The organism is Pseudoalteromonas sp. T1lg75, assembly GCF_002964705.1.
GTDB lineage: Bacteria > Pseudomonadota > Gammaproteobacteria > Enterobacterales > Alteromonadaceae > Pseudoalteromonas.
Window position 1 is genome coordinate 198,176 of sequence record NZ_PQCD01000022.1, and the last position, 25,660, is coordinate 223,835.

Here is a 25,660-nt window from a genome sequence, read left to right on the forward strand (position 1 = left end):
CCCTTATTTTTTAATGGTAAGCGCGTCAGCGACTAACGCTTGTTGTTCTTTAGTATGGACGGCCATATAACCACATGCAGGAGCTGCAGAGGCTTTACGACCTGCGTATGTCAGGTTTGCACCCTCTGGAATTGAATTCCAGAAATGGTGTTGCGAGCAGTACCAAGCACCTTGGTTCTGCGGCTCTTCCTGACACCATACAAAATCTTTCACATGGCTGTAACGCTCAACAATATTCGCCATTTCCTGATGCGGGAATGGGTAAAGTTGTTCAACACGCACGATGGCAACATTATCGAGCTCTTGCTTGCGACGCTCTTGCAGTAGTTCGTAGTAAACCTTACCGCTACAGAACACCACGCGCTCAACTTTCTTCGCATCGAGATCATCGATCTCATCGATCATATTGTGGAATACGCCTTCAGAAAGCTCTTCCAGTGACGAAACCGCCAGCGGGTGACGTAGCAACGATTTTGGCGTCATTACGATCAGCGGACGACGAAGCGGACGTACCGCCTGACGACGAAGCATGGCGTAAACCTGCGCCGGAGTCGAAGGTACACACACCTGCATATTGTGATCCGCACACAGCTGAAGGAAACGTTCAAGACGCGCCGAGCTGTGCTCCGGGCCCTGACCTTCGTAGCCATGTGGTAGCAAACAGGTTAGGCCACACAGACGGCCCCACTTTTGCTCACCCGAGCTTAGGAATTGGTCGAATACAACCTGAGCGCCGTTAGCGAAGTCACCAAACTGTGCTTCCCACATAACCAGTGAGGTTGGCTCTGCCGTGGCATAACCGTATTCAAATGCCAGTACCGCTTCTTCAGAAAGCACCGAGTCGTACACCTCGAAGGCGCCTTGGTTTTCGCTGATATGCTGCAGTGGCAAGTAGGTTGAGGCGTCGGTCTGGTTGTGTACAACCGCGTGACGGTGGAAGAAGGTACCACGACCCGAGTCCTGACCCGTAAGGCGGATGTCCGTGCCCTCTTCTACCATGGTTGCATAGGCAAGCGTTTCCGCCATACCCCAGTCCAGCTTTTTGTCACCGGCAGCCATGGCCTTACGATCGTCGTAAATTTTCTTAACGCGCGATTGTGCCTTATGGTTTTCTGGGTATGAAGCGACCTTGTTACCAAGCTCTTTAAGCTTCTCAACCGGCACGCTGGCATCGTATTGCGTATCCCAATCGTGACCAACGAACTTAGACCACTCAGATGAGTGCTTAGTCTCTGGCTCAATTTCTTCAACCACACAGTGACCATCATCCAAACCGGCACGATAGCTATCGATCAGGTTTTTGATCTCTTGTTCGGTGAACAGGCCTTCAGAAATCAACTGCTGTGCATAGATTTCACGAGGTACCGCGTGCTTTTTGATTTTTTGATACATCAACGGCTGCGTTGCATTTGGCTCGTCGGCTTCGTTGTGACCGTGACGTCGGTAACACACCAAGTCGATAACCACATCGCGCTTAAACTGGTTACGGAAATCAAGGGCGATTTGCGTTACAAAGGCAACCGCTTCCGGGTCGTCTGAGTTAACGTGGAAAATCGGCGCCTGAACCATCTTCGCGATGTCGGTACAGTAGTCTGTTGAACGGGTATCTTCGGCGTTAGAGGTAGTGAAACCAACCTGGTTATTAACCACGATACGTACGCTACCACCTACCTTAAAGGCGTTGGTTTGCGACATATTGAAAGTTTCTTGTACCACACCCTGACCGGCGATAGCCGAGTCACCGTGAATGGTAATTGGCAGTGCTTTTGAACCGCTTTCACAACCTAGACGGTCTAGACGAGCGCGCACCGAACCCATCACAACCGGGTTAACGATTTCAAGGTGCGACGGGTTAAATGCAAGTGCCATATGAACACTGCCGCCAGCGGTTGCGAAATCTGAAGAATAACCCATGTGATATTTCACATCACCCGAGCCTAGCGTGTCATTGTGCTTACCGGCGAATTCGTCGAACAAGGCAGACGGGTTCTTACCCAGTACGTTTACAAGCACGTTTAGACGACCACGGTGGGCCATACCGATAACCGCTTCTTGCTGACCGCTTTCACCGGCACGGTGAATCAGCTCTTTCAGCATAGGTACTAGGGCGTCACCACCTTCAAGAGAGAAACGCTTGGCGCCTGGGAATTTAGCACCCAGGTACTTTTCTAGACCATCGGCAGCAATCAGACCTTTAAGGATACGCTTTTTGGTGGCGCTATCGAATTGCGGGCGAGCCTGCACCGATTCAAGACGTTGTTGTAACCAACGCTTCTCTTCGGTCGATGTGATGTGCATGTATTCAGCACCAATAGAACCACAGTAAGTAGTCTTAAGTGCTTGATATAGATCACCCAGTTTCATCATCTCACCGCCGGCGGCGAATGAACCTACATAAAACTCGGTATCGAAATCTTCTTTGGAAAGGCCGTGGAATTCTAAGTCTAAATCGCGTACGCGTTCACGCTGCCATAGACCCAAGGGGTCAAGGTTCGCATTTTGATGACCACGGAAACGAAAAGCATTGATAAGTTGCAGAACTTTAATCTGTTTCGGGTCGCCCTGACCCCCTTCTGCAATAACTACTTCTCGGTGTTTATTTTTTGCCAGTTCGGCGAATTCGGCTCTAACTTGTGAATGCTTGGTTTCTACATCCACGCCTTCCACTTTTGGAAGTTGTTCGAACACTACACGCCATTCTTCTGGCACTGAAGTCACATCATCAAGATATGCTTCATAAAGCTCCTCAACATAAGCAACGTTGCCGCCGTATAGATGAGAAGACTCTAGCCATGCCTTCATCACACCATCGTGCATTTATAAGCCCTTTTATCTAGCGCAGATTTACATTGTCTAGCCTACTCAGTAATTGAGTAAGTGATCGAAGAATGGCCAGACAGATGTCTAGCCATTCTTTGCGTTATTATGCCCTTAAACAGAACGATTAAGAAGCATTGATTTGATTTGACCAATCGCTTTAGTCGGATTCAAGCCTTTCGGGCACACGTTGACACAGTTCATGATGTTGTGACAACGGAATACGCTAAATGCGTCGTCCAAATCGGCCAAGCGTTCTTCGGTTGCTGTATCACGGCTATCCGCCAAGAAGCGATAAGCGTGTAACAAGCCAGCTGGGCCAATAAATTTGTCTGGGTTCCACCAGAAACTCGGACAAGAAGTAGAACAACACGCACACAAGATACACTCGTATAGGCCGTCAAGCTTGTCACGCTCTTCAATTGATTGAAGGCGCTCGCCTGCTGCCGGCGTGTCATTGATTAGGTACGGCTTCACTTTCTCGTATTGGGTATAGAACTGAGTCATATCAATTACGAGGTCGCGCACTACCGGTAGACCTGGAAGTGGACGAATAACTACCTTACCTTTGCCGTTTTTCTGCAACGCAGAAATAGGCGTGATACAGGCAAGGCCGTTTTTGCCGTTCATGTTAACACCGTCAGAACCACATACACCTTCGCGGCAAGAACGACGGAATGCCAGGCTTGGATCTTGTTCTTTTAACAGAATCAAGGCATCAAGCACCATCATATCGCGGCCTTCTTCCACCTCTAGGGTGTAGTCCTGCATGCGCGGTGCGTTATCCACATCTGGATTGTAACGATAAACAGATAATTCTAAAGTTGCCATCGTCATCTCTCCTAGTAAGTACGAGCTTTAGGTGGGAACGCTTCACGTAGCTTAGGCGCGTAGTTAACGTCACGTTTTGACATCTGCTCTGTCTCAGGGTTGTAGATACTGTGACATAGCCAGTTGTCATCATCACGCTCTGGGAAGTCGAAGCGTGAGTGTGCACCACGGCTCTCGGTACGGAAGTTTGCAGCAACCGCTGTCGAGTAAGCAGTTTCCATCAGGTTATCTAGTTCTAGACATTCAATACGTTGAGTATTGAAGTCGCTTGATTTGTCATCAAGACGGGCGAACTGAAGACGCTCACGGATTTCTTTAAGCTCTTTAAGACCAGTCGCCATAGCATCACCTTCGCGGAATACCGAGAAGTTAAGCTGCATGCACTGTTGTAGGTCTTTCTTAATTTGCACTGGGTCTTCACCTTGACCAGGTTTAGACGTTTCCCAACGATTGAAGCGCGCAAGGGCACCGTCAATGTTGTCAGTTGAAGCTTCACGCTGCGCTTGGTAGTCGTTCAGGTAAGTACCTAGGAAGTTACCCGCGGCACGGCCGAATACTACAAGGTCAAGCAGTGAGTTACCACCTAGACGGTTAGCACCGTGTACAGATACACAGGCAATTTCACCTACCGCGAATAGACCTTCTACCAGCTTTTCGTTACCAGCATCATCAATGTTCAGAACCTGACCATTAACGTTAGTCGGTACACCACCCATCATATAGTGACAGGTTGGGATAACTGGAATTGGCTCTTTTGCAGGATCTACGTGGGCGAATGTTTTCGCCAGGTCACATACGCCAGGAAGACGTAGGTTAAGCGTTTCTTCACCTAAGTGGTCTAGCTTAAGTTTGATGTGAGGACCCCAAGGACCTTCACAGCCACGACCTTCACGGATCTCAGTCATCATTGAACGAGCAACAACGTCACGTGATGCCAAGTCTTTAGCATTTGGCGCATAACGCTCCATGAAACGCTCGCCGTCTTTGTTTAGAAGGTAACCACCTTCACCACGACAACCTTCCGTTACCAGTACACCGGCACCGGCGATACCGGTTGGGTGGAACTGCCACATTTCCATGTCTTGCATTGAAACGCCGGCACGCGTTGCCATACCAACACCGTCACCTGTGTTGATGTGTGCGTTTGTGGTAGAGGCGAAGATTCGACCTGCACCACCTGTTGCAAGCACGACCGCTTTAGACTTGAAGTAAACCACTTCACCGGTTTCGATGTCGATTGCTGTACAACCCATAACGGCACCGTCGTCGTTCTTAACTAGATCTAGTGCATACCACTCAGAATATACGTTGGTTTTGTTCTTAACGTTCTGCTGGTATAGGCAGTGAAGAAGTGCGTGACCTGTACGGTCTGCCGCAGCTGCTGTACGCGCAGCCTGCTCACCACCAAAATTCTTCGACTGACCGCCGAAAGGACGCTGATAAACACGGCCATTTTCAAAACGTGAAAATGGAAGACCCATGTTTTCTAGCTCGGTAATCGCTTCCGGGCCTGTTTTACACATGTATTCGATAGCGTCTTGGTCACCGATGTAATCAGAACCTTTAACGGTATCGTACATGTGCCATTCCCAGTTATCCTCGTGCGAGTTACCTAGCGCTACGGTGATACCACCCTGCGCCGATACCGTGTGAGAACGAGTTGGGAAAACTTTAGAAATAAGAGCACAAGACTTGCCCGATTCGGTGATAGCCAGTGCTGCACGCATACCTGCGCCGCCGGCACCAATTACTACCGCATCAAATTCGCGAACTGAATATTTCACTTAAACACCCCATAGAACGAATAGGCCGATTACTACGTAAGTAAGCGCCATAAGGTTTAGTACGAAGCCAAGAAACGCGCGTAGTTGAGCGTTCTTTACGTAGTCAGTTAGTACCTGCCAAAGGCCGATACGTGCATGCACCATGATGCAAGTCAGTGCCACAAGCGTGAACACTTTCATTGCTAGGTTGCCGAAAAGGCCTGACCATGCTTCATAGGTTAGTGCTGGAGTGCAAAGCAGATAACCAATAATAAAGAGTGCATATGCGCTGATTACTAACGCGGTAGCACGAAGAGATACGAAATCCTGAACGCCATTGCGCTTAAGAGATGCTTGATTTAAGACCATAGCCAAACTCCCGCTAAAACAGCAACAATTACCCACAACACGAAACCAGCTTTTGCAGTCGCGTTAGCTGAGTCTAATTCTTTCCACGGACCCAAATCTTGGATTAAGTGGCGTACACCTGCGATGAAGTGATACGAAAGAACGGTGAGGGTACCCCAGGCGATAAATTTGGCAACAAACCCGGTTAACAGGCTTTTGACAAATTCAAATCCTTCCGGAGAAGATAAAGACTCAGCCCATGCCCAAATCACAAAGGTCAAGGCAAAGAACATTGCTACACCGGTGACGCGGTGAAGAATTGAAGCTTTGGCCGTTGCTGGCATAGAGATGGTCGTTAGATCGAGATTTACAGGTCTTTGCTTTTTCACAGTTACTTGCCCATCTTGCTCACATTGAAAAATAGAGCCATCTACATTGTTTTTATAACCATTTATGCATCACTGCATAAATGCGCTCACAGAAATAAACCGCAGACATGCGAAAAATTCACTTTAGGTGTTCGACTTTAAAGCGAATTTCCACTGATTTGTCATAATCGGTTTACTCAAAGACGTTACGGTATTGAACCTCAGACAGTATATAAGTCTGTAGAGGATATTACAATTCTTGTTTAGTCTCGCAGGTTTGCGAATTAGCCATTGGTATAATATTTAATCTGCGAGGAATATTTATTATACGAATATGCATTAAAATTGACTTTCTACCCCTCTTGTACGTTAGAATGATCGCAATTTGCTTAACATTAGTATCACGCATAACAGCAGCAGCTTGTTATTCTTATTAGGAGATAAATAGATGGCAGATAAGAAAGCCACAGTTCATATCGATGGACACGACCCGATCGAGCTTCCAATTTATGAAGGCACAGCGGGTCAAGACGTTATCGACGTTCGTACCTTGGGCTCTCACGGTTACTTCACTTATGACCCAGGTTTTATGTCGACTGGCTCTTGTGACTCATCTATCACCTACATCGATGGCGCCAAGGGTGTACTACTACACCGCGGTTACCCTATCGACCAGCTAGCAGAAAACTCAAACTACACCGAGCTTTGCTACCTTCTTCTTAACGGCGAACTGCCTACCGCAGAACAGCTTGAGAAATTTTCAAACTCAATCACATTAAGCACCATGGTTCACGAGAAAGTAGCCGCTTTCTTCCAGGGCTTCCGTGTTGATGCTCACCCAATGGCGATGCTATGTGGTGTGGTTGGTGCTATGTCTTCTTTCTACCACCAGGACCTGGATATTGCCGACCCTGCACAGCGTAAGCGCAGCGCAATCCGCTTGGTAGCTAAGTTGCCTACTATCGCGGCCATGGCGTACAAATACACCATTGGTCAGCCTTTCGTTTACCCACGTAACGACTTGAGCTACGCGGAGAACTTCCTACACATGATGTTCTCCGTACCGTCTGAAGAATACAAGGTAAGCCCAGTGCTAGCGAAAGCAATGGATCGTATCTTTATGCTTCACGCCGACCACGAGCAAAATGCGTCGACTTCTACAGTACGTATCGCTGGTTCCTCTGGCGCTAACCCTTATGCATGTATCGCAGCCGGTATCGCGTCACTGTGGGGCCCTGCTCACGGCGGTGCTAACGAGGCTTGCTTGACCATGCTACAAGAAATCGGTTCGGTTGACCGTATCGACGAATACGTTGCTAAAGCCAAAGACAAGAACGACCCGTTCCGTCTAATGGGCTTCGGTCACCGCGTTTACAAGAACTTCGACCCACGCGCTACAGTAATGCGTGAAACCTGTCACGAAGTACTGAAAGAGCTTAACATCGAAGATCCACTACTAGACGTAGCTATGCGCCTAGAGCAAATCGCCCTAGAAGACCCGTACTTTGTTGAGAAGAAGCTATACCCGAACGTAGACTTCTACTCAGGCATCATTCTTAAGGCTATCGGTATTCCTACCAGCATGTTCACCGTTATCTTTGCCATGGCCCGTACCGTAGGTTGGATCTCACACTGGGATGAAATGCTATCTCAGCCTGGTCACAAGATCAGCCGCCCACGTCAGCTATACAAAGGCGCAACTATGCGTGACTACGTAAGCCAGGATAAGCGTTAAGCGCCCTGCTGTAGGCACTAAGTAGTAAACATCTACTTAACTACGATGAAATCGGCTAAAGAATTCTCTTTAGCCGATTTTGTTTTTTGGGGCTTTTGCAAAGTAAAATGAACGAAAGCTGAAAAAACAAAATTCCTATCTTTAAAATCTTTAAAATCAATATGTTATAGAACCAAAAACTAATTATCACCCCGTTTGGTTCATGGTGAAAATGAAGCCTTACTGAATGTTCTTGTAAATATATAAATTTATTTCGTGCCTATCTAAACTCTATATCTTGATCTAATTTCCTGCCTATCTTTTCAGCATCTAATTGAGTTTCATAACGTTTTTTCAGCCTTCAAAAATCTAATGAAAAAACATTAAAAATTCTCCCTTAGATTACTTGCTTGAGCTGATCATTTTTTATACCATCCCTCCACGAATCGTATGGAATGTAAACAACAGGCACTTCCTTACTGATATGAGCTTAAAAGCCGTTTTTACTAATTTTACGCTCAAGCATACAGATATTGTTAGCTAGAAAAAGGCAAATTAAGGGAAACCTTGATACGCAAAACGACCGGCCTAAGGACATTGTCTAAGGCAGCGGAGTTGCCGAGGCGATGATATGTCATCTCCCTCTTCCCGTTTTCATGCACGAACACTTTATTCGCTTTGTTGCGCTGTATCGCTGAGCTATTTTGATGTAGGTAAACATGAAACAATCTTCCAATAAGCTAACAGCATTTCTCCCAGCTCTTAACGATGGGGGCAAAACCATTGCCAAATATCTTCTCCCAAGCGTAATGGCCCTATCCGGTGTTGCTTACTCGGCCTCTTCCCTGGCTTCTACAACCGGTGAGCAAAAAACCCTGGTCCTTATGGTTAACTTCCAGGAAAACCCCGCGGAGCAGCCTATGACCAGCGCAGAAGCCCGTGAACTGATGTTCGGTACCATCAATGATTACTACAAGGCGAATTCATACGGACAGCTTTGGTTTACTGGCGAGGTAGGAGGCCTGGTTACCGTGCCCTTGTCTAATCAGGATTGTAATACCTCTTACATCCTCGAAGAGGAAGCCAAAAAACAAGCTCAGGCTAAAGGTATCGACCTCTCAGGCTATACGCGCTTTGTCTATCTCACCACCGGCGATGGCTGTGCTACTGAGGGCTCTGCAACCACGTCCAGTTTACCTTCGAGAGTAATCATAAATGGTGCCAGAGAACCTAGAGTATTAGCCCATGAGCTGGGACATAACCTAGGGCTGCGCCATGCAAATGCTTTGAACTGCACCGATGGAGTACTTGGCGGCAGTTGTCGTACAATTTCTTATGGCGATAGTTATGACACCATGGGTAATGATGATATGGGCTACTTTAGTACCTTCCAAAAGGAGCGTTTAGGTTGGATGACTTCCTCTGTTGCACCGGAAATTAGTGTGGCCGAGCGCACAGGTACCTACTCCCTCGGCGCCTATGAAGAAAACGATGGCCAACCAATTGCTATTAAAATTCCCCGTGGCCTTGATGCCAACGGCAAACAGCGTTGGTTATATGTCGAGTATCGCCAAGCAATCGCCCACGATGATTTTCTCGCTGACCGCTCTTACAGCTTTTTTCGCGATGATGTTACTGCCGGTATTGTCGTGCGCCAGGCAACCGAGGGAGACGCGTACAGTAGTCAGCTACTGCATATGAAGCCCAATTCTTATTATGAGCAACAAACGGGCTATAAAGACTGGGGAGATCCGGCCCTTCCCGTCGGAGGCACCTTTACAGATCCAGAATCTGGCGCAACCATTAGTTTGATAAGCGCACAAGATGGAAAGGCCGAGGTGAGCGTCACCTTTGGTCAAACAAGCTGTGCGGCGCAGACACCTAGCCTATCTGCTACGCCACTTTCCTCCACTGAAGTCAGTGCCGGAGCTCAAGTTAGCTACAAGGTGAGTGTAACCAATCGAGATTCAAATAGCTGTGGCACTTCCACTATTGACGTGCGAGCGCTCTTGCCACAGGGCTGGTATGCCGACAGTGAGCAGGTATCTCTTGCGCCAGGTGAATCTGTAGACGTTACGCTAAGTGTCACCTCGGCTGTAGATGCCGCAGCCAACACCTATCCGTTAACAATTAATGCAAGCAATAGCGACAAGGTAGCAAGCACACAGGTCGCTTACACTGTTATCAGTTCATCGGGTGAATTGCCGATTACACCTGTACTAAAGGCCAATGACGACCAGGTGGCAATCACCAGCCTAAGCTCAGTTATTGTCGACGTTATGGCCAACGATACGCTGTCAGAGCCTGAAACGGTTAGGCTAGTAACGGTAAGCGGAGCCAGCAAAGGCAGTGTCGAATTATTATCGGATGGAACCGTACGCTACACCCCTGGTAAGCGCTTTAAAAACAGCGATAGCTTCAGCTATACCATTAGTGACGGCATCACCAGCGCAACGGCCAATGTTAGTATTGCACTGCAAAAAGGCGATACAGGTGGGGGAGCCACTAAGCCTGGCCGAGGTAAAAATAAATAAGACAAAAAAAGCCTAGCGAATTTACCGCTAGGCTTTTAAATTGAAACGATTTATCTCCTTAGTTTACATCCCTGCTAGTTATCTATTCCCCCTCTGGACAAATAGGACAGGTTGCAAAAGCAGTATCTTGAACGGGATCACCTGTAACCTTTAACTCGCCCGTTGCGAGCACTGTATCTTTGAAAATTTGACCACTTTCTTCAAAGGCAGTTGGTATATAACTACCATAGTAAGGCTTACATTCATCCTGCTCTAATTCCACCGTACCAAATGGGATAGTCATCTCAGAATCCGCGTATACGTCTCCTTTGTCATCTGTAACAGAGACATTGGCCAAGGTTAGTGGCTGAGCCTCTGTAGTAATATTACAGACTTGCCCAGAAAAACTGACCTTAGCTATGACTCCTGCGTTTGTTTCAACAAAGTTGGACTCACATACTTTCGATACGCTAATCTCACCTGACAAGCTAGGAGGATCACATTCGCTACTCGCAGTATCGGTAACTGTGGATGCGCCAGCTGGTGTGGCCGATGCACTCACCTCTACCATATTGATAAACCCTTCTGGAGAGGTACTCTCAAAAGTTCCACTGTAGTTTGCAGTTTCGCCTTTCGCTAAAGTACCAAGAGCATGTGTTTGACCAGCTTCTAGGTCTGTAACTAGCACATTATACAAGGTGCCCGAACCGTCGTTGGTAACCACACCACTGTACTCATAGACATAACCATCTTCTGCTTCATTTACTTGACCTTGCCCACACTGTTTGGTGATATCTATGCTGCAAAGCTCGAAGTCACGTAACACCCAGTCTTTCAATGTCGCGGTAAACTCACTTGATGAGCGGGTTTCGGCCATAAAACTACTAAAGCAATTATCACCGCCGACCAATTGGGTTAGGTTAATGCCTCCTTCAAAGATGGACTCATAAGGAAACACATTTGGATCCGGGTGGTTTTTAGACTGGTAAGGCCAAGGCGAATTAGTGGGGTCATATGCACCACCCTCGTCATTGGTGATAGCACAAACTAGGTCATCACTTTCAGAACCACAAATAGCAGCGCCTTTATACAATAGCCTTAGGTTTTTGGCGTCACATTCACCCACTGACGGGTTATTGTTTGCCGCCTTGCCACAGGTATCATCCCAGACATCCACTCTGATTTCGGGACTGGCGTTATTAGCCTGTGGAAAGTTGGTGAGTACCAAAACGTCGCCATTGGTATGTTCACCCATAAACGAACCATCTGGATTGGCTTCAATGTGTTTCTTAAAGAACCAGAATCCCATAAAGGCATCACCTTTATTTGAGATCCTGTCGGCACCAAAATAAACAATGGTATCGCCGGCCGCATTGTTATAGGCCGCCGCATAGGCGTTGGTGATCTCATCCTTATCCGGTGAGCTACCCGACTTGTGTCCCCAGTCACTTATATCCTGGATATCTTTACGACCCCCCGTGAATATAGAGTCATCCACGCCACTGGCATTGGGCTCATCATTGACTATGCCGGTGAAAGCATTGGCGTTACCACCGTTATTGAGACCTCCATTGTATAAGGTCTCCCAATCATAAGGAGCGGCCATAGCGTCTTGAACCGCGTTACCCTCCAACTCAAATATTCCGTTATCATGCACTGCATACGCATGTGGGGAACACAAGGAGATCACCGCCCCAATACACAGGGACAGAGCTCCTTGTTTAAGATTTAGCATCTTCATTTGTACACTCCTCTCACATCGTTGACATAAACCCCACTCGCTGCAATACTTTTTTACTAGCCTCAAAAATCAGCTAAAAAGCGAGCAAGTATGTGTCTCACTGTGTTACGAGTGAGGTTGAGTGCCCATAGAAGCATAAAGCAAGCCAGTATCTAATTGGTTGATTTTTAATGATTTAATTTGTGAGGCTTGGATTGAGATAGAGGTAGGTGTTACACTTTTTAAATAATGGCGTGAATACTCATCTATTTTTCATGCACTTGAAGTGCGATCAGGCAAATCCATCAAGTGTTACACTCTGTCCACCTAGCTTAATTGCTGGCCTTTATATTTACCAATCACATGCAATTCTCTACAATATCGGCCATTAATTTCGCGCTAAAAGTGACTTACCGCCCTTATGTTTGATATCGAGGCCATTCGCAGCGACTTCCCTGCCCTTAATCACCACCAACAACAGGGCATAGTCTATCTCGATTCTGCGGCCACCAGTCAAAAGCCCCAATGTGTGATAGACGCCGTTAGTCATTTTTATGAAAATGGCAACGCAAATGTACACCGTGGCGCCCACAGACTCAGTAGTGACGCTACAAAATGCTACGAACAATCCCGCGCTAAGGTCGCCCAATTCATCAATTGCCATGCCAACGAACTGGTGTGGACCAAGGGGGCGACCGAAGCCATCAACCTCGTCGCTTACGGACTCACTCCTCTTGTCGGCAAAGATGAGGTGATCCTCATCAGCGAGCTTGAACATCACGCCAACATAGTGCCCTGGCAACAATTAGCCAAACGCAGTGGCGCTAGCTTACGTGCCATCCCGGTGGACGACGAAGGGATCATAAAGACCGAGCAGGCGCTTGAGCTGATTAAGGAATTAAAACCTAAGGTATTGGCCATCAGTCAGGCTTCCAACGCCCTTGGCAATATCCAGCCGGTAGAAACGCTTATCAAGGCAGCCAAAGCATATGATGCGTTCACCTTGGTCGATGGTGCCCAATCCCTGTTGCACCTGCGCCCCGATGTCAAAGCCTTGGACTGTGATTTTTTCGTGTTTTCCGCCCATAAATGCCTCGGCCCCACGGGTATTGGCGGCCTCTATGGCCGTTACCCATGCCTGGAAGCGCTTGAAGTATTTCAAACCGGCGGCGAAATGGTCACCAAGGTGAGTATTGAGCAAGCAGAATTTAATCCGCCACCGGGCAAATTTGAAACCGGCACCCCCAATATCGCCGGCGTGGTAGGTTTTGGCGCCGCCATCGATTACCTCAACACCCTTGATATGACCGAGATCCGCGAGCATGAAATGCAGTTGTTCGCCTATTTGCAAAAACAACTAGCCCAGTTTAGTCAGGTGCAGATTCTTGGGGATATGAATAGCAACATAGGCACCATCAGTTTTGTGGTCTCAGGGGAGCACCCTTATGATTTAGCCACGCTGATGGATATGGAAGGCATTGCCCTGCGCCATGGCCACCATTGTGCACAACCACTTATGTCGGCGATCGGTGTAAACGGGACGGTACGAGTAAGCCTGGCGTTTTACAACAATCAGGCCGATGTGGATGCCTTTATTGCGGCACTGGCCAATACCCTGGAGATGATAGCCTGATGCTTGCCAGTTTTGATGAGTTAAAAACCAAGTTTATCGCCCTTGGCAGTTGGCAGCAGCGCTACCGCGAGCTTATGCTACTGGGTAAAGAGCTTCCCATGATGGCGAGTGAGTTAAAGGTCGACGACGCCAAGGTTGCCGGGTGTGAGAGTAATGTGTGGATGTATATCGACTTCACCCCGCAAGAAGACCAACTGCTGATCATTGCCGACTCTGACACCCGAATCGTGAAGGGATTATTGGCGGTGATCCTACTTATGTACCGTAACAAGACGCCGGCTCAAGTTGTTGCCATTGACGCCGAGCAGGAATTTGATGAGCTTGGCTTACTAAAACACCTAAGCCCATCACGAGGAAACGGCATTCGTGCCATAGTGCAGCAGATTAACGCCTTCGCACAACAGCACCTTTAAAAAAGTCGCAGACTATTTTGCCTGGCGTGCGCGCTTATCCAAGTATTTGCGCACCGCCTTGGCGGCGGCAAAAAAGCCAAATGTGCCCGTGACCATGGTCGCCGAGCCAAAGCCGGTGGCGCAGTCCATGTTCATGCTTGAGTCTGCCCCTTGTTTGGCCTTACATACCTGACCATGACCATCCGGGTATACCAATTGCTCAGTTGAATAGATACAATCCACGTCGAATTTGCGCTTAGGGTTGGAGCTGAAGTTATATTGCTTGCGCAGGATATAGCGTACCTTTGCCAATAAGGGATCATGGGTGGTCTTGGCAACATCACCAAACTTGATTTCACTTGGGTCAGTCTGCCCGCCGGCGCCACCTGTGGTAATAATAGGCAGCTTGTTGCGCTTACAATGGGCTATCAAGGCCGCCTTTTCTTTTACTGCGTCGATGGCGTCGATCACATAATCAAAGCCTTGAATATGCTCTCGGTAATTATCCAGGGTGATAAAGTCGTCGATAACATTGACTTGGATGGCAGGATTGATCAGCTCGCAGCGCGCCTTCATGGCATCCACTTTGGCCTCACCAACACTGTTACTATGGGCATGAATTTGTCGGTTGGTATTGGTGACACAAATATCGTCTAAGTCGATCAGGGTCAGTTTGCCCACCCCAGTGCGGGCCAGCGCTTCGGCCACCCAGCTACCCACGCCGCCTATACCAATAACGCAAAAATGCGCTTCGCTTAACCATTGTGATTGCTGTTGACCATAAAGGCGGCTAATGCCACCAAACCTAAGTTCGTAATCTTGTGTCATGTGTCTACCACTCTAACTGCCACGGCTGCTCGGCAAATTGACGGGTGAGTTCTGTCATATACTGATTTAACTCCCCTTGGCCTGGTGGCATAGAGAATTGAAAATTCTGATGTTGATATTCAAATTGTAATGCATAGGCATGCAAATACGTGCGATCCGCAGCCAAGCCACCATAAAGCTTATCGCCAATAATGGGTGCCGACAGAGACTTCATGGCCACCCTCAACTGATGGGTTTTACCGCTGTAAGGTTTCAGCACAAAACCACGCACCTTGGGTGCCAAAGAGTAGGAATAAAACCGGGTGATGGCTGGATTTTCCTGGCTTTTTAGTAGCTTGAACGCACCGCGTCGCGCCTTGACCATATCCCCTTTGACCCAGCCCTGCTTTTTCTTTGGCTTATCACTGGCCAGGGCCAGGTAGTATTTATTCACTCGGCGACTGGTAAAAAGCTCGGTAAATTGCGCCGCTGCCTCTGAGCTTGTAGGTAGTAACACCAGACCAGAAGTGACCTTATCAAGACGGTGCACCGGAAATAGCTTCAGCCCGAATTGCTCAGTGGCCAAGGCGACCAAACCTGGGGCCTCATCTTCGCTATGAAAATTCATACCCACAGGCTTGTTGACGACGATAAAGTCGCGCTCTTTGGCAACCAGCTGCAATGAACTCATTGTAAGGCCGCAATCACACGCGCTAAGTCTTCAGGTGTATCCACACCAGCAGAGGGCACCACTTCGGCCTCGGCAATTTTAATGGTGTAACCATGGTATAACACCCGTAACTGCTCCAGCGACTCGAGTTTTTCAATGGGTGACGGCGCCAATTCAATGTATTGCGAGATAAATCCGGCCCGATAGGCGTAAATGCCGATATGACGTTGCATATGGCTAAAGTCCAACTCACATTGTTTTGCCAATAGAGCATCGCGATGATACGGGATAGGCGCGCGCGAGAAATACAGGGCATTATCGCTGGTATTACTCACTACCTTAACGGCATTGGGGTTTAGCGCTTCTTCGGCATCGACAATAGGTGTCGATAAGGTCGCCATGGGCGCATCATTACCATCAAGCAGTCGAGCCACCTGGGAAACATTTTCAGGCGCCAACATCGGCTCATCACCCTGCACGTTAACAACCAAGGTGTCGTCACTGAGGCCAAGCTTTGTAACCACCTCGGCCAGGCGTTCTGTGCCCGATTGATGGTCTTCGCGGGTCATTACCACCTCTGCGCCAAACGCCGAGCAGGCTTGTTCAACGTCAGGATGATCGGTGGCAATATACACGGCCCTGGCTCCCGATGCCTGAGCTCGCTCATAGACATGCTGGATCATCGGCTTACCATGGATTTCGGCCAGCGGCTTGGCCGGCAGCCGAGTTGAAGCATATCGAGCAGGAATAATAACTACGAATTCCACTTCTCTACCTCTTCGCTGCTCAGCTCCCGCGCTTCACTTTCAAGTAAGACGGGGATGTCATCGCGAACCGGATAGGCCAATTTGGCAGCGGTGCTGATCAGTTCTTGATTTTCTTTATCGTAATGCAGCTTGCCCTTGGTAACCGGACAAGCAATGATTTCTAACAACTTGGTATCAAACGCCATGTTAAATGACCCCTTTACGTTTAAGTAGGCTGTGCAATTGTTGCTTCAGTGCCTCATTGGCCTTGGCATCAACGCGTAAATAATAACATTGCCGATGGCCAAAGGCGCGACATTTTACCGCGTCTTTTTCGGTCATATACACCGCGCCCTTGCTAGGCAAATCGGCACTTTGATATTGATGATGATCGCGAAAATGGCGATAGCCGGTAAGCTCAATGCCGAGCTGTACCAAGCTGCGCTCAAAGCGCTGCGGATTGCCTATGGCACTGACGGCCACGCCCGGTGTATAAGGCGGCGTGATACTCCTATCATCGGCAACGCCGAACATACCACTGGGCGCCAGCCGATACGCCGGCTGCTGTTCACCCGCTTGCCCGTTGTAAATAACGAGATCGACGGTTTTTAATCGCCACTGCCCTTCGCGCAGTGGTCCGGCGGGCATCAGCAAGCCATTGCCAAATAGCCGCTGGGCATCGACGATGCACAGTTCAATATCTCGGGCCAAAGCATAATGCTGCAGGCCATCATCGCTGATAATGACATCAATTTGATGTTCGGACATCATTTTCTCGATGCTGGCCCGGCGATCACCACCGATGATCACTGGACACCCGGTGCGTTGCGCCAATAACACGGGCTCGTCGCCCCCTGTTTGCGTGTCGCATTGGCCATCAACCATAAAGGGAGTATAGGGCGGCTGGGCACCGTATCCGCGAGTGATGATCCCTACCCGCTTGCCTTGTTGCTTGAGCAACTCAGCCAAATAAATAGTCATGGGGGTTTTGCCGTTGCCGCCGACGCTGATGTTGCCAACGACTATGACAGGCACCGGGGCGCGATACGCTTTTTTAATCTGCAGACGAAATAACAGCCGATTAAGCGAACTTAACAGCCAAAAGAGTCCGCTAAGGGGCAACATGACGTATGCCAGCCAGTCACCCTTTTGATACCAGGCCCGCTCCAGACGTTTGCCGAAGCCGTTTTCCGTATCCGCCATTAATTCTCGCCCTGCTGCATTTTAGCCAGTGCTGCATAGGTGCCATCTTGAGTAAGTAGCTCCTGATGGGTTCCCTGCTCAATAATACGCCCTTGGTCGAGGACATAAATGCAATCAACCTGCTCTATGGTCGATAAACGGTGGGCGATGATAATGGCCGTTTTATCACGCATTAGCGATTCCAGGGCATTTTGGATCAGCTTTTCGGATTCGGTATCGAGCGCCGATGTCGCTTCATCTAAAATAAGAATTGGCGCATCTTTAACTATGGCTCGGGCAATGGCAATGCGTTGACGCTGACCGCCAGAGAGCATTACCCCGTCTTCTCCGACCAAGGTATTTAACCCCTGTGGCAGATCTTTTACAAACTCCCAGACGTGCGCCTTTTTAGCGACATCAATCAGATCTTCTTCACTGAGTGGGGCGTCGAGGCCATACATGATGTTATTGGCTATGGTGTCATTAAAAAGCACCACCTGCTGCGATACGATGGCAAACTGTTGACGCAGGCTGCGCAGCTTATAATCACACAGTGGGACACCATCGAGGGTAATGGCGTTACTGGGTTCTACATCGTAATATCGCGGCAACAGATTCGACAAGGTCGACTTACCCGATCCCGAGCGTCCCACCAGCGCAATATTGGTCCCCGGTTTTACATCCAGATTCAAATTCTTAATGACCGGCTCAGCATTGCTTGGGTAAGCGAAGGACAAATCCTTAATTTCGATATGGCCCTTGGCTTTGGTAAGCTCCTGCTTGCCATTGTCTTTTTCAATCTCGGTATCGAGTACGGCAAAAATACTTTGCGCCGCGGCAATCCCTCTTTGTAATTCGCTATTGACGTTAGACAACTGCTTTAACGGGCGCAACATCAACATCATAGATGAAATCAAGGTCACAAAGGTGCCTGAGGTGATGCTGTCGATCATGCCTGGCATAGAGATTAAAACTAAGATCACCGCCATAGACGAAGCCGCCAGAATTTGAATAACCGACACGCTTAGGGCCTTAGTGGCATCCATTTTTACCCGTTGTAAACGGTTAAGGTTGTTAACTCGGCCAAATCGTTCGGTTTCAAGTTGTTGGCCGTTAAAGCCATGGATCACCTTGTGGCCGGCAAGCATTTGCTCAGAGCAGCGAGTTACATCGCCCATGGCATTTTGGATATTTTTGGAGATGCGACGAAAACGCTTTGACACAACCGCCACAATCACAGCCACGATGGGGGTGATAACCAAAAAGATAAGACTTAACTTCCAGCTGGCGTTAAACATTACCATTAACAGGAACACCACATAGGCTCCCTCACGCACTAAAACCAGAAGCGCCTTGGTAATGGCCTGCTGTACCTGCTCGGTATCAAAGGTAATTTTAGAAATCAGCTCTCCATTGGAGTGGTTATCATGGAAGGTCACCGGCAAGTTGAGCATGTGCACGAACAAGTCCTGGCGCAGAGCACGTACCACCTGAGAGCCCACATAGGCCAAACAATAGCTGGACAGAAAGTTAAAGGTGCCACGACCGAGCACCAAGGCGATCACCACATAAGGCGCCCAACTTAATACCGTGCTATTGCGATCGGTCAGTCCGTCATCAATAAAGGGCTGCATTAGCCAGACAAAGGTGGCATCCATGGCGGAATAGCCAAGCATACCTATGATGGCGACTATGGCAGCGGACTTATAACTGGTTACGTAGCCTAAAAGGCGCTTATAGGTTTGGGTGGCGCTATGTTGCATAAGACTCTCAAATTCACGCATTAGCGGCTATTGTAGCTTTGCGCGGCAAAAAACAAAACTCAATCGGTGATAAACCAATAGTTTTTCTGCTCTTTTGCTGCCTTTATGACAAGTTTATCCTGATAAAACTCAACCCTTATTCCTCCTTGGGTTTTGGTCTGCCATTGCCTTGCGCCCACCTGTCTATACCTCGCCGTCACCTCCGGATGAGGCATCTGCCAGTTGGTACGTGCACTGCTGGAATGAATAACCTCTGCGGGGTCGAGGGCAGAGATAAAGGCACGACTCGAAGAAGTACGGCTACCATGGTGAGGGCTCACCAGTACATCCACCGTCGGCAACGTCCCTAGCGCGACCAGTTGGCGTTCTTCCTTGACGCTGATATCTCCACTTAATAACACCTTAAATTGACCATCAGAGATCAGCAATACACAGGAATTAGCATTATCATTGCTCCCGGGCCGTTTTGGCCATAAAGGCCTGAGCTCCAGGCCATGCCAATGAATCGTTTGCTGAGCACAACTTAACCGACCCTTGGGATGAAATTGCGCTAAGGTCTGCCCAAAACCCGCAGCACGCCAATGCCCTAACCCACCGGCATGGTCATTATCCCGATGAGAGATAAGGGTTAGCTCGGGACGGAGGTTTTCACTTTGAATAAAGGGCAACAAGGTATTATCGACGATGGAATAGCGACCAAAGTAACTGGCGCCGAGGTCATAGACCAGGGCCTGGCGTCCACGACTGACCACTATGCTCAGGCCATGACCAACATCCAGCACATCCATTTGCCACCTCGGTGCCCAGGCCCGCTCCATCAGTGTAAAGCCACCTATCAATACCAAGGTGTAGATACCTGGCCACCAGGAGCGTACTAGTATCATCACCAACACAGCAATATAGCCTGATAACACAAATAGCACAGGTAGGTGAGCGCTTTGCAGCCAAAATACCTCACTCCATGGCCGCAGATACCCTATGCCTTGTACTGCCAAGGAATCGAAGGCACCTAAACTCGCCATCAGCCAGGGTGCAAATCCGCTAAGTGCTGTAAGTATTAACAGTGGCAGCAAGACAAAGCTAACCAAGGGTACGAACAATAAATTAAAAAGCGCTGCAGAGCTGGAGAAACCGCCAAACACGAACAGACTCAGCGGCGCTAGTCCGATGCATAATCCCACCTGCACCCATAGATAACGCATCAGCCAATGTCGCCCTGTGCTCATTCTGAGGGCGATAAAAATCACCGCCACCGCAAAGAAAGAAAACCACATGCCCACATCTAACAGAGCAAAGGGATTGATAAGCAGTACCAGGGTGAAGGCCAACAACAAACTATGGCCTAACTGGTAACGTAAGCGACTAAAATATAGGGCGACAAAAAGCGCCAACATCAGCCAGGCACGCTGGGCACTGATAGGTAATTCACATAACAAGACAAACAACGCACAGGCACAAAGCGCCAGCACTGCGATAACCGTATTGATGTGCAGTGCCTGGCGCAGTCCCTTATAGAAGCAGGCGCTTAGCACCCAGAACATCAGCTTTATACCGTAAAAACAAAACCCATACAGCAGCGCGATATGCAACCCGGAGATGGCCAGCAAATGGATGGTGCCGGTATCACGAAACAGTTGTCTGTCTTGGTCGGAAATAGCACTTCTGTCGGCGCTAAGTAAGGCTTTATAGACACCATACAGTTGAAAGTCGCGCAGATGCGTATCCAGCCAACGTCGATAGCGCTGGGCTATTGGCGTTGGAGCCTGAGTAATTTTAAGGGCTACGGGCTTTGAGGCGACCAGGTGCGGCCCATGTAAAAAGCCGTAAATGCGGGCATCGCGCACGGAGAAGTTAAGGCGCCATTTTTTTACACGTACCCGAGTCGTTGCTGTGACCCTAGCGCCCAGGGGCACATCTACTTCCGTCGTCAACGGAACGCTAATAATAACCTTCTGATAAAAAGGTACCTTATACTTATCAAGGTGAGTGAGCTTGAGCGTGACAAACTGGCTGCTCGGCAATTCACTCAGTGCCAGTACCTGCCCCTCTAGGTGGCGAACCCGATTATCAATTTCGGGTCCATGCCACTGATAAAACACCTGAAAATAGACTAAGGTATAAAGGAGTGCACAGAGGCAAGCACGGGTCTGGCCGATAAAATAACCAGTTACTGTTCGAATAACTAGCAATATGGCTATTATTGTAAAAAGTACTGGCAGTGACGGGGTGAAAAGTGACAAAATACAGCCGAATGAAAACCCACTGCACAGCGCAATAGATGTACAGGGCCCCATCCAATGGCGAAGAAAACCATTCAACGGTTCTTACCCGATCATAATAAGATCAAGCAGCTTAAATCGCTTCGTATTTTTGGGCGGCTGTTACATGATGCTAATCTCTGGCACCTTAATAGACGTTCGGCACGCGGAGCCTTTTCCGTTGGCTTATTTTTTGCGTTCATTCCAGTTCCCTTTCAAATGATTTTAGCCGCGGCCGTCGCTATTCCCTTGCGCGTTAATTTGCCGCTTTCCATTGCCCTTGTGTGGATCACCAACCCCCTAACCATGCCACCGATTTTCTATTGCTCTTATGTGGTAGGTACGTGGATCCTCGGGCACCCACAGCAAGAGTTTTACTTTGAACCCAGTTGGCAATGGCTCAGTGATAGCCTGACCACCATAGGCCCGGCCTTCTTGCTCGGCTCTGCTGTCTGTGGCGCTTTGGCTGCACTGATAGGGTTTATTTTAGTTGACTATTTATGGTGTCGGGGTGTGAAAAAGGCCTGGGAAGCACGTAAATAGCCTAAGCTCTGAATTTAGAACCAAAAAAAACCCGCTAATTAGCGGGTTTTTTATCACACTTAAAATTATAGAATTTCAAGTAGCTCGATATCGAAGATCAGCGTTGAGTAAGGCGCAATCGCTGCACCGGCACCGCGCTCACCGTAGGCAAGGTCATGCGGGATGTATAAACGCCATTTTGAACCGGCTGGCATCATTTGTAATGCTTCGGTCCAACCTTTGATCACGCCGCCCACTGGGAATTCAGCAGGTTGGCCGCGCTCGTAAGAGCTGTCGAACACGGTGCCGTTTACTAGTGTACCGTGGTAATGCGTACGTACCGTTGACTCAGCAGTCGGCTTTTCACCAGAACCCGCTTCAATTACTTCGAACTGTAGGCCAGACTCGGTAACCGTTACTTCCGCGCGCTTTGCGTTTTCAGCAAGGAAAGCTTCGCCTTCAGCGGCAAGTACTTTCGCTTCTTCTTCACGACGTGCTTGAATTTCAGCATTGATCTTTTCGAAAGCAGCTTGAATTTCAGGGATCTCAACTTGGAAGCTCTCACCAGTGAACGCATCTTTCATGCCTTCGAATACTGAGTTCAGGTTAAGTCCATCAAAAGGGTTGGCTTTAAGTTGCTCGCCCATTTGCAGGCCAATGCCGTAGCTGGCTTTATCTGCATGGGTAGTAAATTTATCAGACATAAAATCGTCCATCTTTTTGAAAATATAAAATTCGGGCACAGGGTACCATACTCAAGACGGTACGTCAGGCTTACGCCTAAAAACGGCCGCTATAGTTATTTGTTTGCCGATATATTGGCCATTCTTTTTGCCACAAAAGGCCATGCCCAGGTAAAGACCAGCAAAGACACTATCAAATAAGCCCACAGCCAATATGGCATATTGATAAACCAGGGCCATAAGATAACCCCACAGCCGATCACGCCCAGGCATCCGACCAAGAGCGCACACAAGGTTGCAAATTGTGTCTCATACTTTACTATCAGGTGCGCAACTAAAGCATTGAACACAGCAAAACTGGCCAACTGAGCGATCAGGTTCAACTGCGCATCGAGCACCATGGTGTTAACCACATCCAAGCCCATGGCGTAGAAGAAGGCTAACGCCAGCCAAAAGAAAATGCGCATTGGTGCTGCCATCATTGGTGCTGCCATTTTGTAAACTCCATTAAGCCTTAGAATCCAAAACACTATAACGAAAAAACCGCCACGTGGGCGGTTTTTAGAATGAGGTGGCGGAGAGATAGGGATTTGAACCCTAGATGGGCTATTAACCCATGCCGGTTTTCAAGACCGGTGCATTCAACCGCTCTGCCATCTCTCCGCAATGGCGCGCATACTAAAGGCTATTACCGTAAAAGTAAAGCGATGTGCCCAGCGTTTACACTGTTATTTAGTAGTATTGCTTGGGGCGCTTGGCTACCAGTGCACAAAGCACACAGCCAATTAAGGCGACCAGTGCAAACAGCAGGCTTTGGATGATCAACTCACCGCGTTGTTGTTTTGTCGCCGGAATAATCAGCAGAGTCAACGCCGGCAGTACACTAAAACACAATACATAGGCGGTGACCTTAAGGGCGCGCAAGAAATCGTAGCGCTTGCTGTAGAGCATCCAGCTGGATACCAATATTACAACACACATGGCGCTCAGAGTAATGTATAAAGGCGCCTTAGTGGCCATCGCCACATACGTGGTCAGCATAGCGCCGACCACACCCCAAAATGACCATAATCCCCAGCGCTCTTTTTCTCTTAAGAATAAGTTACCCATCGACTCTTATCTTCTTATTATTTTGTTGGTTACAATTCTGTACATTTCTTAGCCTAACAAAAAATAACGGTATAAAAAACCACTCAAAGTGATTAATTAAGCAAAAAAAAGAGTATAAATGGGCGAATATTAATCTAAGATGACGACGCCGCTTTTTCGCTCCATCAGCACGGCGTCCTGTGCGAGATTAAATACCAGAAGAAAAGAAATCACCCACCTGGTGGCGGCGTTTTTTCGGACAATCGAGTGTGGGAGTGCCAAGGTATAAGAAGCCAATAATTTCATCCTGCTCGTTCAACCCCAACTCGGCCTTCACTGTCGGCGATTGCGCAAAAGCGCCGGTACGCCAGATACCCGATAAGCCTTGTGCAAATGCCGCCTGTTGCATGGCGAAGGTCGCACAGGATGCACTGGCTATTTGCTCGACGCGCGGCACCTTGTCGTGAGGGGTGTATTTCATGATACTTACAATCACCATGGGAGCTCTATCCACGAGCGTCGCGGCCCGCTCTATGGTGCGCTCACCCATATCTTCGGCGACCGCAGCTTTGACAAAGATGCTGCCAAGTGCATCCCGTTGTTCATCTTCTAAAACAATAAACTGCCAAGGAGCTAGGTTGGCGTGATCCGGCACTCTAAGTGCAGCTTGTTGGATCAGCTCCATCTGCTGTGGCGATGGACCCGGGTAAGATAATTGGCTATCTGATTGGCGATTTAATAACAGCTCGGTTGCATTCATGATGGGCAATTCTTTCTCTTAAGTGCTTTTGCCTAAGGCTACCACAGTCACCCTAGGCTGATAAGAGAACCTAGGGTCTGTTTATCTTTGCGGTTTACTTTATGTTCAATCTAAACGCATTCTGATCGCGACGCGAGCTATGCAGCATAGTACTCTATGTAAATTAGTGAGCAACAAAGAGCAGGAAGCGTTTAGATGAACCCACAGGGCAGCGCTTGTAGTGTATTTCTGCTGTGTTATCGCATGCTCGTGTAGAATAACTACACCACACCTGCTCTGCCTTGTATAAATTCACTACAAACTGCTGCAGAAACAAACAGAAAAGGTCAACAGACCCAAATGACTTATGTACGCCGTCTTCGTGGCACAAGATAGTAATCCAGGCTCACATAACGCCCCCCGCCGACAAAGAACAGCGACAGCAACATAACAAAATAGATAGCGGCAAACTCAATACCATTATTAAGAATAACGATATTGCCGCGCTCATAGAGATAACTGGGACGTCCATGCTCTGCGACCAAAGTTTTGATGACCTCTAATCGCATTTTTGCTGCTGCTGAATTCTCGAGGCTTTCCTTGCCAGCTTCAATGCCAACCCAGTGCAATACCTGCGCTGGACTGGTTTGTGTATCCGTTGGCGTAATGGCAAACCAGCCGTTATCCCAGTGTACCGTTGTGGCCGCCACCACCATGGTGATCATCAAAGGAATAGCAACCAAGCGAGTAAACAACCCAACCAGGAGCAGCCAGCCGCCGGCAAACTCCGCCCAACCCGCCAAAAACGCAAACACATCGGCAAAGGGTAACCCCAAGCCCCAATCGCTGTTACCGAACCAGGCCACAACATTGGGGTCGGCGAGTAGTCGTTGTGTCCAGGGCAAATCACTTTGGCCGAGATTCAATTTAGTAAACCCGGCGATGATCATCACCGGCGCCAAAATTAATCGCATAAGCAAGGGCGCTAAGCCATCAAAGGCCTGCAGAGGCCCTAACGGGGCTTCCTGGTGGGTAGTGGCAACTCGAGTGTGCATGGTACAACCTTTGTAAGTAAACAAGCTGTTAATGATATAGCACAAAG

Annotated in this window: 23 protein-coding genes, 1 tRNA gene and 1 riboswitch; of the genes, 5 read left to right on the top strand and 19 right to left on the bottom strand. The window is 48.5% G+C overall.

Annotation, left to right across the window (positions count from 1 at the left end):
- Positions 1–3: 3 nt before the first annotated feature.
- The 5 genes from C2M36_RS06270 to sdhC form a co-directional block, all read right to left on the bottom strand.
- Entirely contained in the window at positions 4–2,817 is a 2,814-nt protein-coding gene (locus tag C2M36_RS06270; RefSeq protein WP_105254187.1) for a 2-oxoglutarate dehydrogenase E1 component, read from the bottom strand.
- Between the two features lie 114 nt (positions 2,818–2,931).
- The gene (locus C2M36_RS06275) at positions 2,932–3,648 is read right to left on the bottom strand and encodes a succinate dehydrogenase iron-sulfur subunit (RefSeq protein ID WP_105189709.1); all 717 of its coding nucleotides are present in this window, start codon (positions 3,646–3,648) and stop codon (positions 2,932–2,934) included.
- An 11-nt stretch (positions 3,649–3,659) separates the two neighbouring features.
- Complete coding sequence (sdhA, locus tag C2M36_RS06280; RefSeq protein ID WP_105254188.1) at positions 3,660–5,432, bottom strand: succinate dehydrogenase flavoprotein subunit; 1,773 nt, start codon at positions 5,430–5,432, stop codon at positions 3,660–3,662.
- On the bottom strand, positions 5,433–5,780 hold the full coding sequence (gene sdhD / locus C2M36_RS06285; RefSeq protein WP_105189707.1) for a succinate dehydrogenase, hydrophobic membrane anchor protein: 348 nt from the start codon (positions 5,778–5,780) through the stop codon (positions 5,433–5,435). It abuts the gene before it with no gap.
- Positions 5,771–6,148: a succinate dehydrogenase, cytochrome b556 subunit gene (gene sdhC / locus C2M36_RS06290; protein WP_105254189.1), complete on the bottom strand. Its 378-nt coding sequence runs from the start codon at positions 6,146–6,148 to the stop codon at positions 5,771–5,773. The genes sdhD and sdhC overlap by 10 nt, the downstream gene beginning before the upstream one ends.
- 427 nt (positions 6,149–6,575) lie before the next feature.
- Here sdhC and C2M36_RS06295 point away from each other — a divergent pair, with 427 nt between their 5' ends.
- Both C2M36_RS06295 and C2M36_RS06300 read left to right on the top strand, forming a co-directional pair.
- Entirely contained in the window at positions 6,576–7,862 is a 1,287-nt protein-coding gene (locus tag C2M36_RS06295) for a citrate synthase (RefSeq protein WP_105254190.1), read from the top strand.
- 518 nt (positions 7,863–8,380) lie between these two features.
- Positions 8,381–8,464, top strand: a riboswitch (cyclic di-GMP riboswitch).
- Between the two features lie 96 nt (positions 8,465–8,560).
- Positions 8,561–10,375 carry an Ig-like domain-containing protein gene (locus C2M36_RS06300; protein ID WP_105254191.1) on the top strand — a complete coding sequence of 605 codons (1,815 nt, stop codon included), beginning with the start codon at positions 8,561–8,563 and terminating at the stop codon, positions 10,373–10,375.
- An 82-nt stretch (positions 10,376–10,457) separates the two neighbouring features.
- On the opposite strand, the gene C2M36_RS06305 is transcribed toward C2M36_RS06300, so the two are convergent.
- A complete protein-coding gene (locus C2M36_RS06305) occupies positions 10,458–12,095 on the bottom strand; it encodes a DUF11 domain-containing protein (protein WP_105254192.1) in 1,638 nt (545 codons plus the stop codon).
- A 400-nt stretch (positions 12,096–12,495) separates the two neighbouring features.
- On the opposite strand from C2M36_RS06305, the gene C2M36_RS06310 reads away from it, so the two are divergent.
- Both C2M36_RS06310 and C2M36_RS06315 read left to right on the top strand, forming a co-directional pair.
- A complete protein-coding gene (locus C2M36_RS06310; protein WP_105254193.1) occupies positions 12,496–13,707 on the top strand; it encodes an aminotransferase class V-fold PLP-dependent enzyme in 1,212 nt (403 codons plus the stop codon).
- A complete protein-coding gene (locus tag C2M36_RS06315; protein WP_105254194.1) occupies positions 13,707–14,120 on the top strand; it encodes a SufE family protein in 414 nt (137 codons plus the stop codon). The genes C2M36_RS06310 and C2M36_RS06315 overlap by 1 nt, the downstream gene beginning before the upstream one ends.
- A gap of 12 nt (positions 14,121–14,132) precedes the next feature.
- Here the strand turns inward: C2M36_RS06315 and tcdA are convergent, their stop codons facing one another.
- Genes tcdA through C2M36_RS06350 form a run of 7 tightly spaced genes read right to left on the bottom strand, consistent with a single transcriptional unit; the run spans position 14,133 to position 21,456 of the window.
- Entirely contained in the window at positions 14,133–14,927 is a 795-nt protein-coding gene (gene tcdA / locus C2M36_RS06320; protein WP_105254195.1) for a tRNA cyclic N6-threonylcarbamoyladenosine(37) synthase TcdA, read from the bottom strand.
- Positions 14,928–14,931: 4 nt separating this feature from the next.
- Positions 14,932–15,597, bottom strand: coding sequence for a TIGR01621 family pseudouridine synthase (locus C2M36_RS06325; RefSeq protein WP_105254196.1), 666 nt, complete (start codon positions 15,595–15,597; stop codon positions 14,932–14,934).
- Positions 15,594–16,343, bottom strand: coding sequence for a 3-deoxy-manno-octulosonate cytidylyltransferase (gene kdsB / locus C2M36_RS06330; RefSeq protein ID WP_105254197.1), 750 nt, complete (start codon positions 16,341–16,343; stop codon positions 15,594–15,596). The genes C2M36_RS06325 and kdsB overlap by 4 nt, the downstream gene beginning before the upstream one ends.
- Entirely contained in the window at positions 16,331–16,528 is a 198-nt protein-coding gene (locus tag C2M36_RS06335) for a Trm112 family protein (RefSeq protein WP_105189700.1), read from the bottom strand. Before C2M36_RS06335 ends, kdsB begins: the two co-directional genes overlap by 13 nt.
- 1 nt (position 16,529) lies before the next feature.
- Positions 16,530–17,525 carry a tetraacyldisaccharide 4'-kinase gene (gene lpxK / locus C2M36_RS06340; protein WP_105254198.1) on the bottom strand — a complete coding sequence of 332 codons (996 nt, stop codon included), beginning with the start codon at positions 17,523–17,525 and terminating at the stop codon, positions 16,530–16,532.
- Positions 17,525–19,267, bottom strand: a complete 1,743-nt coding sequence (msbA, locus tag C2M36_RS06345) for a lipid A export permease/ATP-binding protein MsbA (RefSeq protein ID WP_105254261.1) — start codon at positions 19,265–19,267, stop codon at positions 17,525–17,527. Before msbA ends, lpxK begins: the two co-directional genes overlap by 1 nt.
- Positions 19,268–19,326: 59 nt before the next feature.
- Entirely contained in the window at positions 19,327–21,456 is a 2,130-nt protein-coding gene (locus C2M36_RS06350; RefSeq protein WP_158678862.1) for a DNA internalization-related competence protein ComEC/Rec2, read from the bottom strand.
- Between the two features lie 108 nt (positions 21,457–21,564).
- Between C2M36_RS06350 and C2M36_RS06355 the strand changes: the two genes are divergently transcribed.
- Positions 21,565–22,068: a DUF2062 domain-containing protein gene (locus C2M36_RS06355; RefSeq protein ID WP_105254200.1), complete on the top strand. Its 504-nt coding sequence runs from the start codon at positions 21,565–21,567 to the stop codon at positions 22,066–22,068.
- A 65-nt stretch (positions 22,069–22,133) separates the two neighbouring features.
- Here C2M36_RS06355 and C2M36_RS06360 read toward each other — a convergent pair whose 3' ends face one another.
- The 6 genes from C2M36_RS06360 to C2M36_RS06385 form a co-directional block, all read right to left on the bottom strand.
- Entirely contained in the window at positions 22,134–22,751 is a 618-nt protein-coding gene (locus C2M36_RS06360; RefSeq protein ID WP_105190239.1) for an FKBP-type peptidyl-prolyl cis-trans isomerase, read from the bottom strand.
- A 95-nt stretch (positions 22,752–22,846) separates the two neighbouring features.
- On the bottom strand, positions 22,847–23,224 hold the full coding sequence (locus C2M36_RS06365; RefSeq protein ID WP_105254201.1) for a hypothetical protein: 378 nt from the start codon (positions 23,222–23,224) through the stop codon (positions 22,847–22,849).
- Between the two features lie 78 nt (positions 23,225–23,302).
- Positions 23,303–23,393, bottom strand: a tRNA-Ser gene (locus tag C2M36_RS06370).
- A gap of 69 nt (positions 23,394–23,462) precedes the next feature.
- Positions 23,463–23,840: a hypothetical protein gene (locus tag C2M36_RS06375; RefSeq protein WP_105254202.1), complete on the bottom strand. Its 378-nt coding sequence runs from the start codon at positions 23,838–23,840 to the stop codon at positions 23,463–23,465.
- Between the two features lie 187 nt (positions 23,841–24,027).
- Positions 24,028–24,579 carry an NAD(P)H nitroreductase gene (locus C2M36_RS06380; RefSeq protein ID WP_105254203.1) on the bottom strand — a complete coding sequence of 184 codons (552 nt, stop codon included), beginning with the start codon at positions 24,577–24,579 and terminating at the stop codon, positions 24,028–24,030.
- 344 nt (positions 24,580–24,923) lie between these two features.
- On the bottom strand, positions 24,924–25,613 hold the full coding sequence (locus C2M36_RS06385) for an HvfX family Cu-binding RiPP maturation protein (RefSeq protein WP_105254262.1): 690 nt from the start codon (positions 25,611–25,613) through the stop codon (positions 24,924–24,926).
- Positions 25,614–25,660 lie beyond the last annotated feature (47 nt).

Excerpts from the sequence above, each read along its gene's own strand:
- C2M36_RS06270 (WP_105254187.1), bottom strand. The coding sequence starts at position 2,817 with ATGCACGATGGTGTGATGAAGGCATGGCTAGAGTCTTCTCATCTATAC.
- C2M36_RS06275 (WP_105189709.1), bottom strand. The coding sequence starts at position 3,648 with ATGGCAACTTTAGAATTATCTGTTTATCGTTACAATCCAGATGTGGAT.
- sdhD (WP_105189707.1), bottom strand. The coding sequence starts at position 5,780 with ATGGTCTTAAATCAAGCATCTCTTAAGCGCAATGGCGTTCAGGATTTC.
- C2M36_RS06295 (WP_105254190.1), top strand. The coding sequence starts at position 6,576 with ATGGCAGATAAGAAAGCCACAGTTCATATCGATGGACACGACCCGATC.
- C2M36_RS06300 (WP_105254191.1), top strand. The coding sequence starts at position 8,561 with ATGAAACAATCTTCCAATAAGCTAACAGCATTTCTCCCAGCTCTTAAC.
- C2M36_RS06305 (WP_105254192.1), bottom strand. The coding sequence starts at position 12,095 with ATGAAGATGCTAAATCTTAAACAAGGAGCTCTGTCCCTGTGTATTGGG.
- C2M36_RS06310 (WP_105254193.1), top strand. The coding sequence starts at position 12,496 with ATGTTTGATATCGAGGCCATTCGCAGCGACTTCCCTGCCCTTAATCAC.
- C2M36_RS06315 (WP_105254194.1), top strand. The coding sequence starts at position 13,707 with ATGCTTGCCAGTTTTGATGAGTTAAAAACCAAGTTTATCGCCCTTGGC.
- tcdA (WP_105254195.1), bottom strand. The coding sequence starts at position 14,927 with ATGACACAAGATTACGAACTTAGGTTTGGTGGCATTAGCCGCCTTTAT.
- C2M36_RS06325 (WP_105254196.1), bottom strand. The coding sequence starts at position 15,597 with ATGAGTTCATTGCAGCTGGTTGCCAAAGAGCGCGACTTTATCGTCGTC.
- C2M36_RS06335 (WP_105189700.1), bottom strand. The coding sequence starts at position 16,528 with ATGGCGTTTGATACCAAGTTGTTAGAAATCATTGCTTGTCCGGTTACC.
- lpxK (WP_105254198.1), bottom strand. The coding sequence starts at position 17,525 with ATGGCGGATACGGAAAACGGCTTCGGCAAACGTCTGGAGCGGGCCTGG.
- msbA (WP_105254261.1), bottom strand. The coding sequence starts at position 19,267 with ATGCAACATAGCGCCACCCAAACCTATAAGCGCCTTTTAGGCTACGTA.
- C2M36_RS06355 (WP_105254200.1), top strand. The coding sequence starts at position 21,565 with ATGGCGAAGAAAACCATTCAACGGTTCTTACCCGATCATAATAAGATC.
- C2M36_RS06360 (WP_105190239.1), bottom strand. The coding sequence starts at position 22,751 with ATGTCTGATAAATTTACTACCCATGCAGATAAAGCCAGCTACGGCATT.
- C2M36_RS06365 (WP_105254201.1), bottom strand. The coding sequence starts at position 23,224 with ATGGCAGCACCAATGATGGCAGCACCAATGCGCATTTTCTTTTGGCTG.
- C2M36_RS06375 (WP_105254202.1), bottom strand. The coding sequence starts at position 23,840 with ATGGGTAACTTATTCTTAAGAGAAAAAGAGCGCTGGGGATTATGGTCA.
- C2M36_RS06380 (WP_105254203.1), bottom strand. The coding sequence starts at position 24,579 with ATGAATGCAACCGAGCTGTTATTAAATCGCCAATCAGATAGCCAATTA.
- C2M36_RS06385 (WP_105254262.1), bottom strand. The coding sequence starts at position 25,613 with ATGCACACTCGAGTTGCCACTACCCACCAGGAAGCCCCGTTAGGGCCT.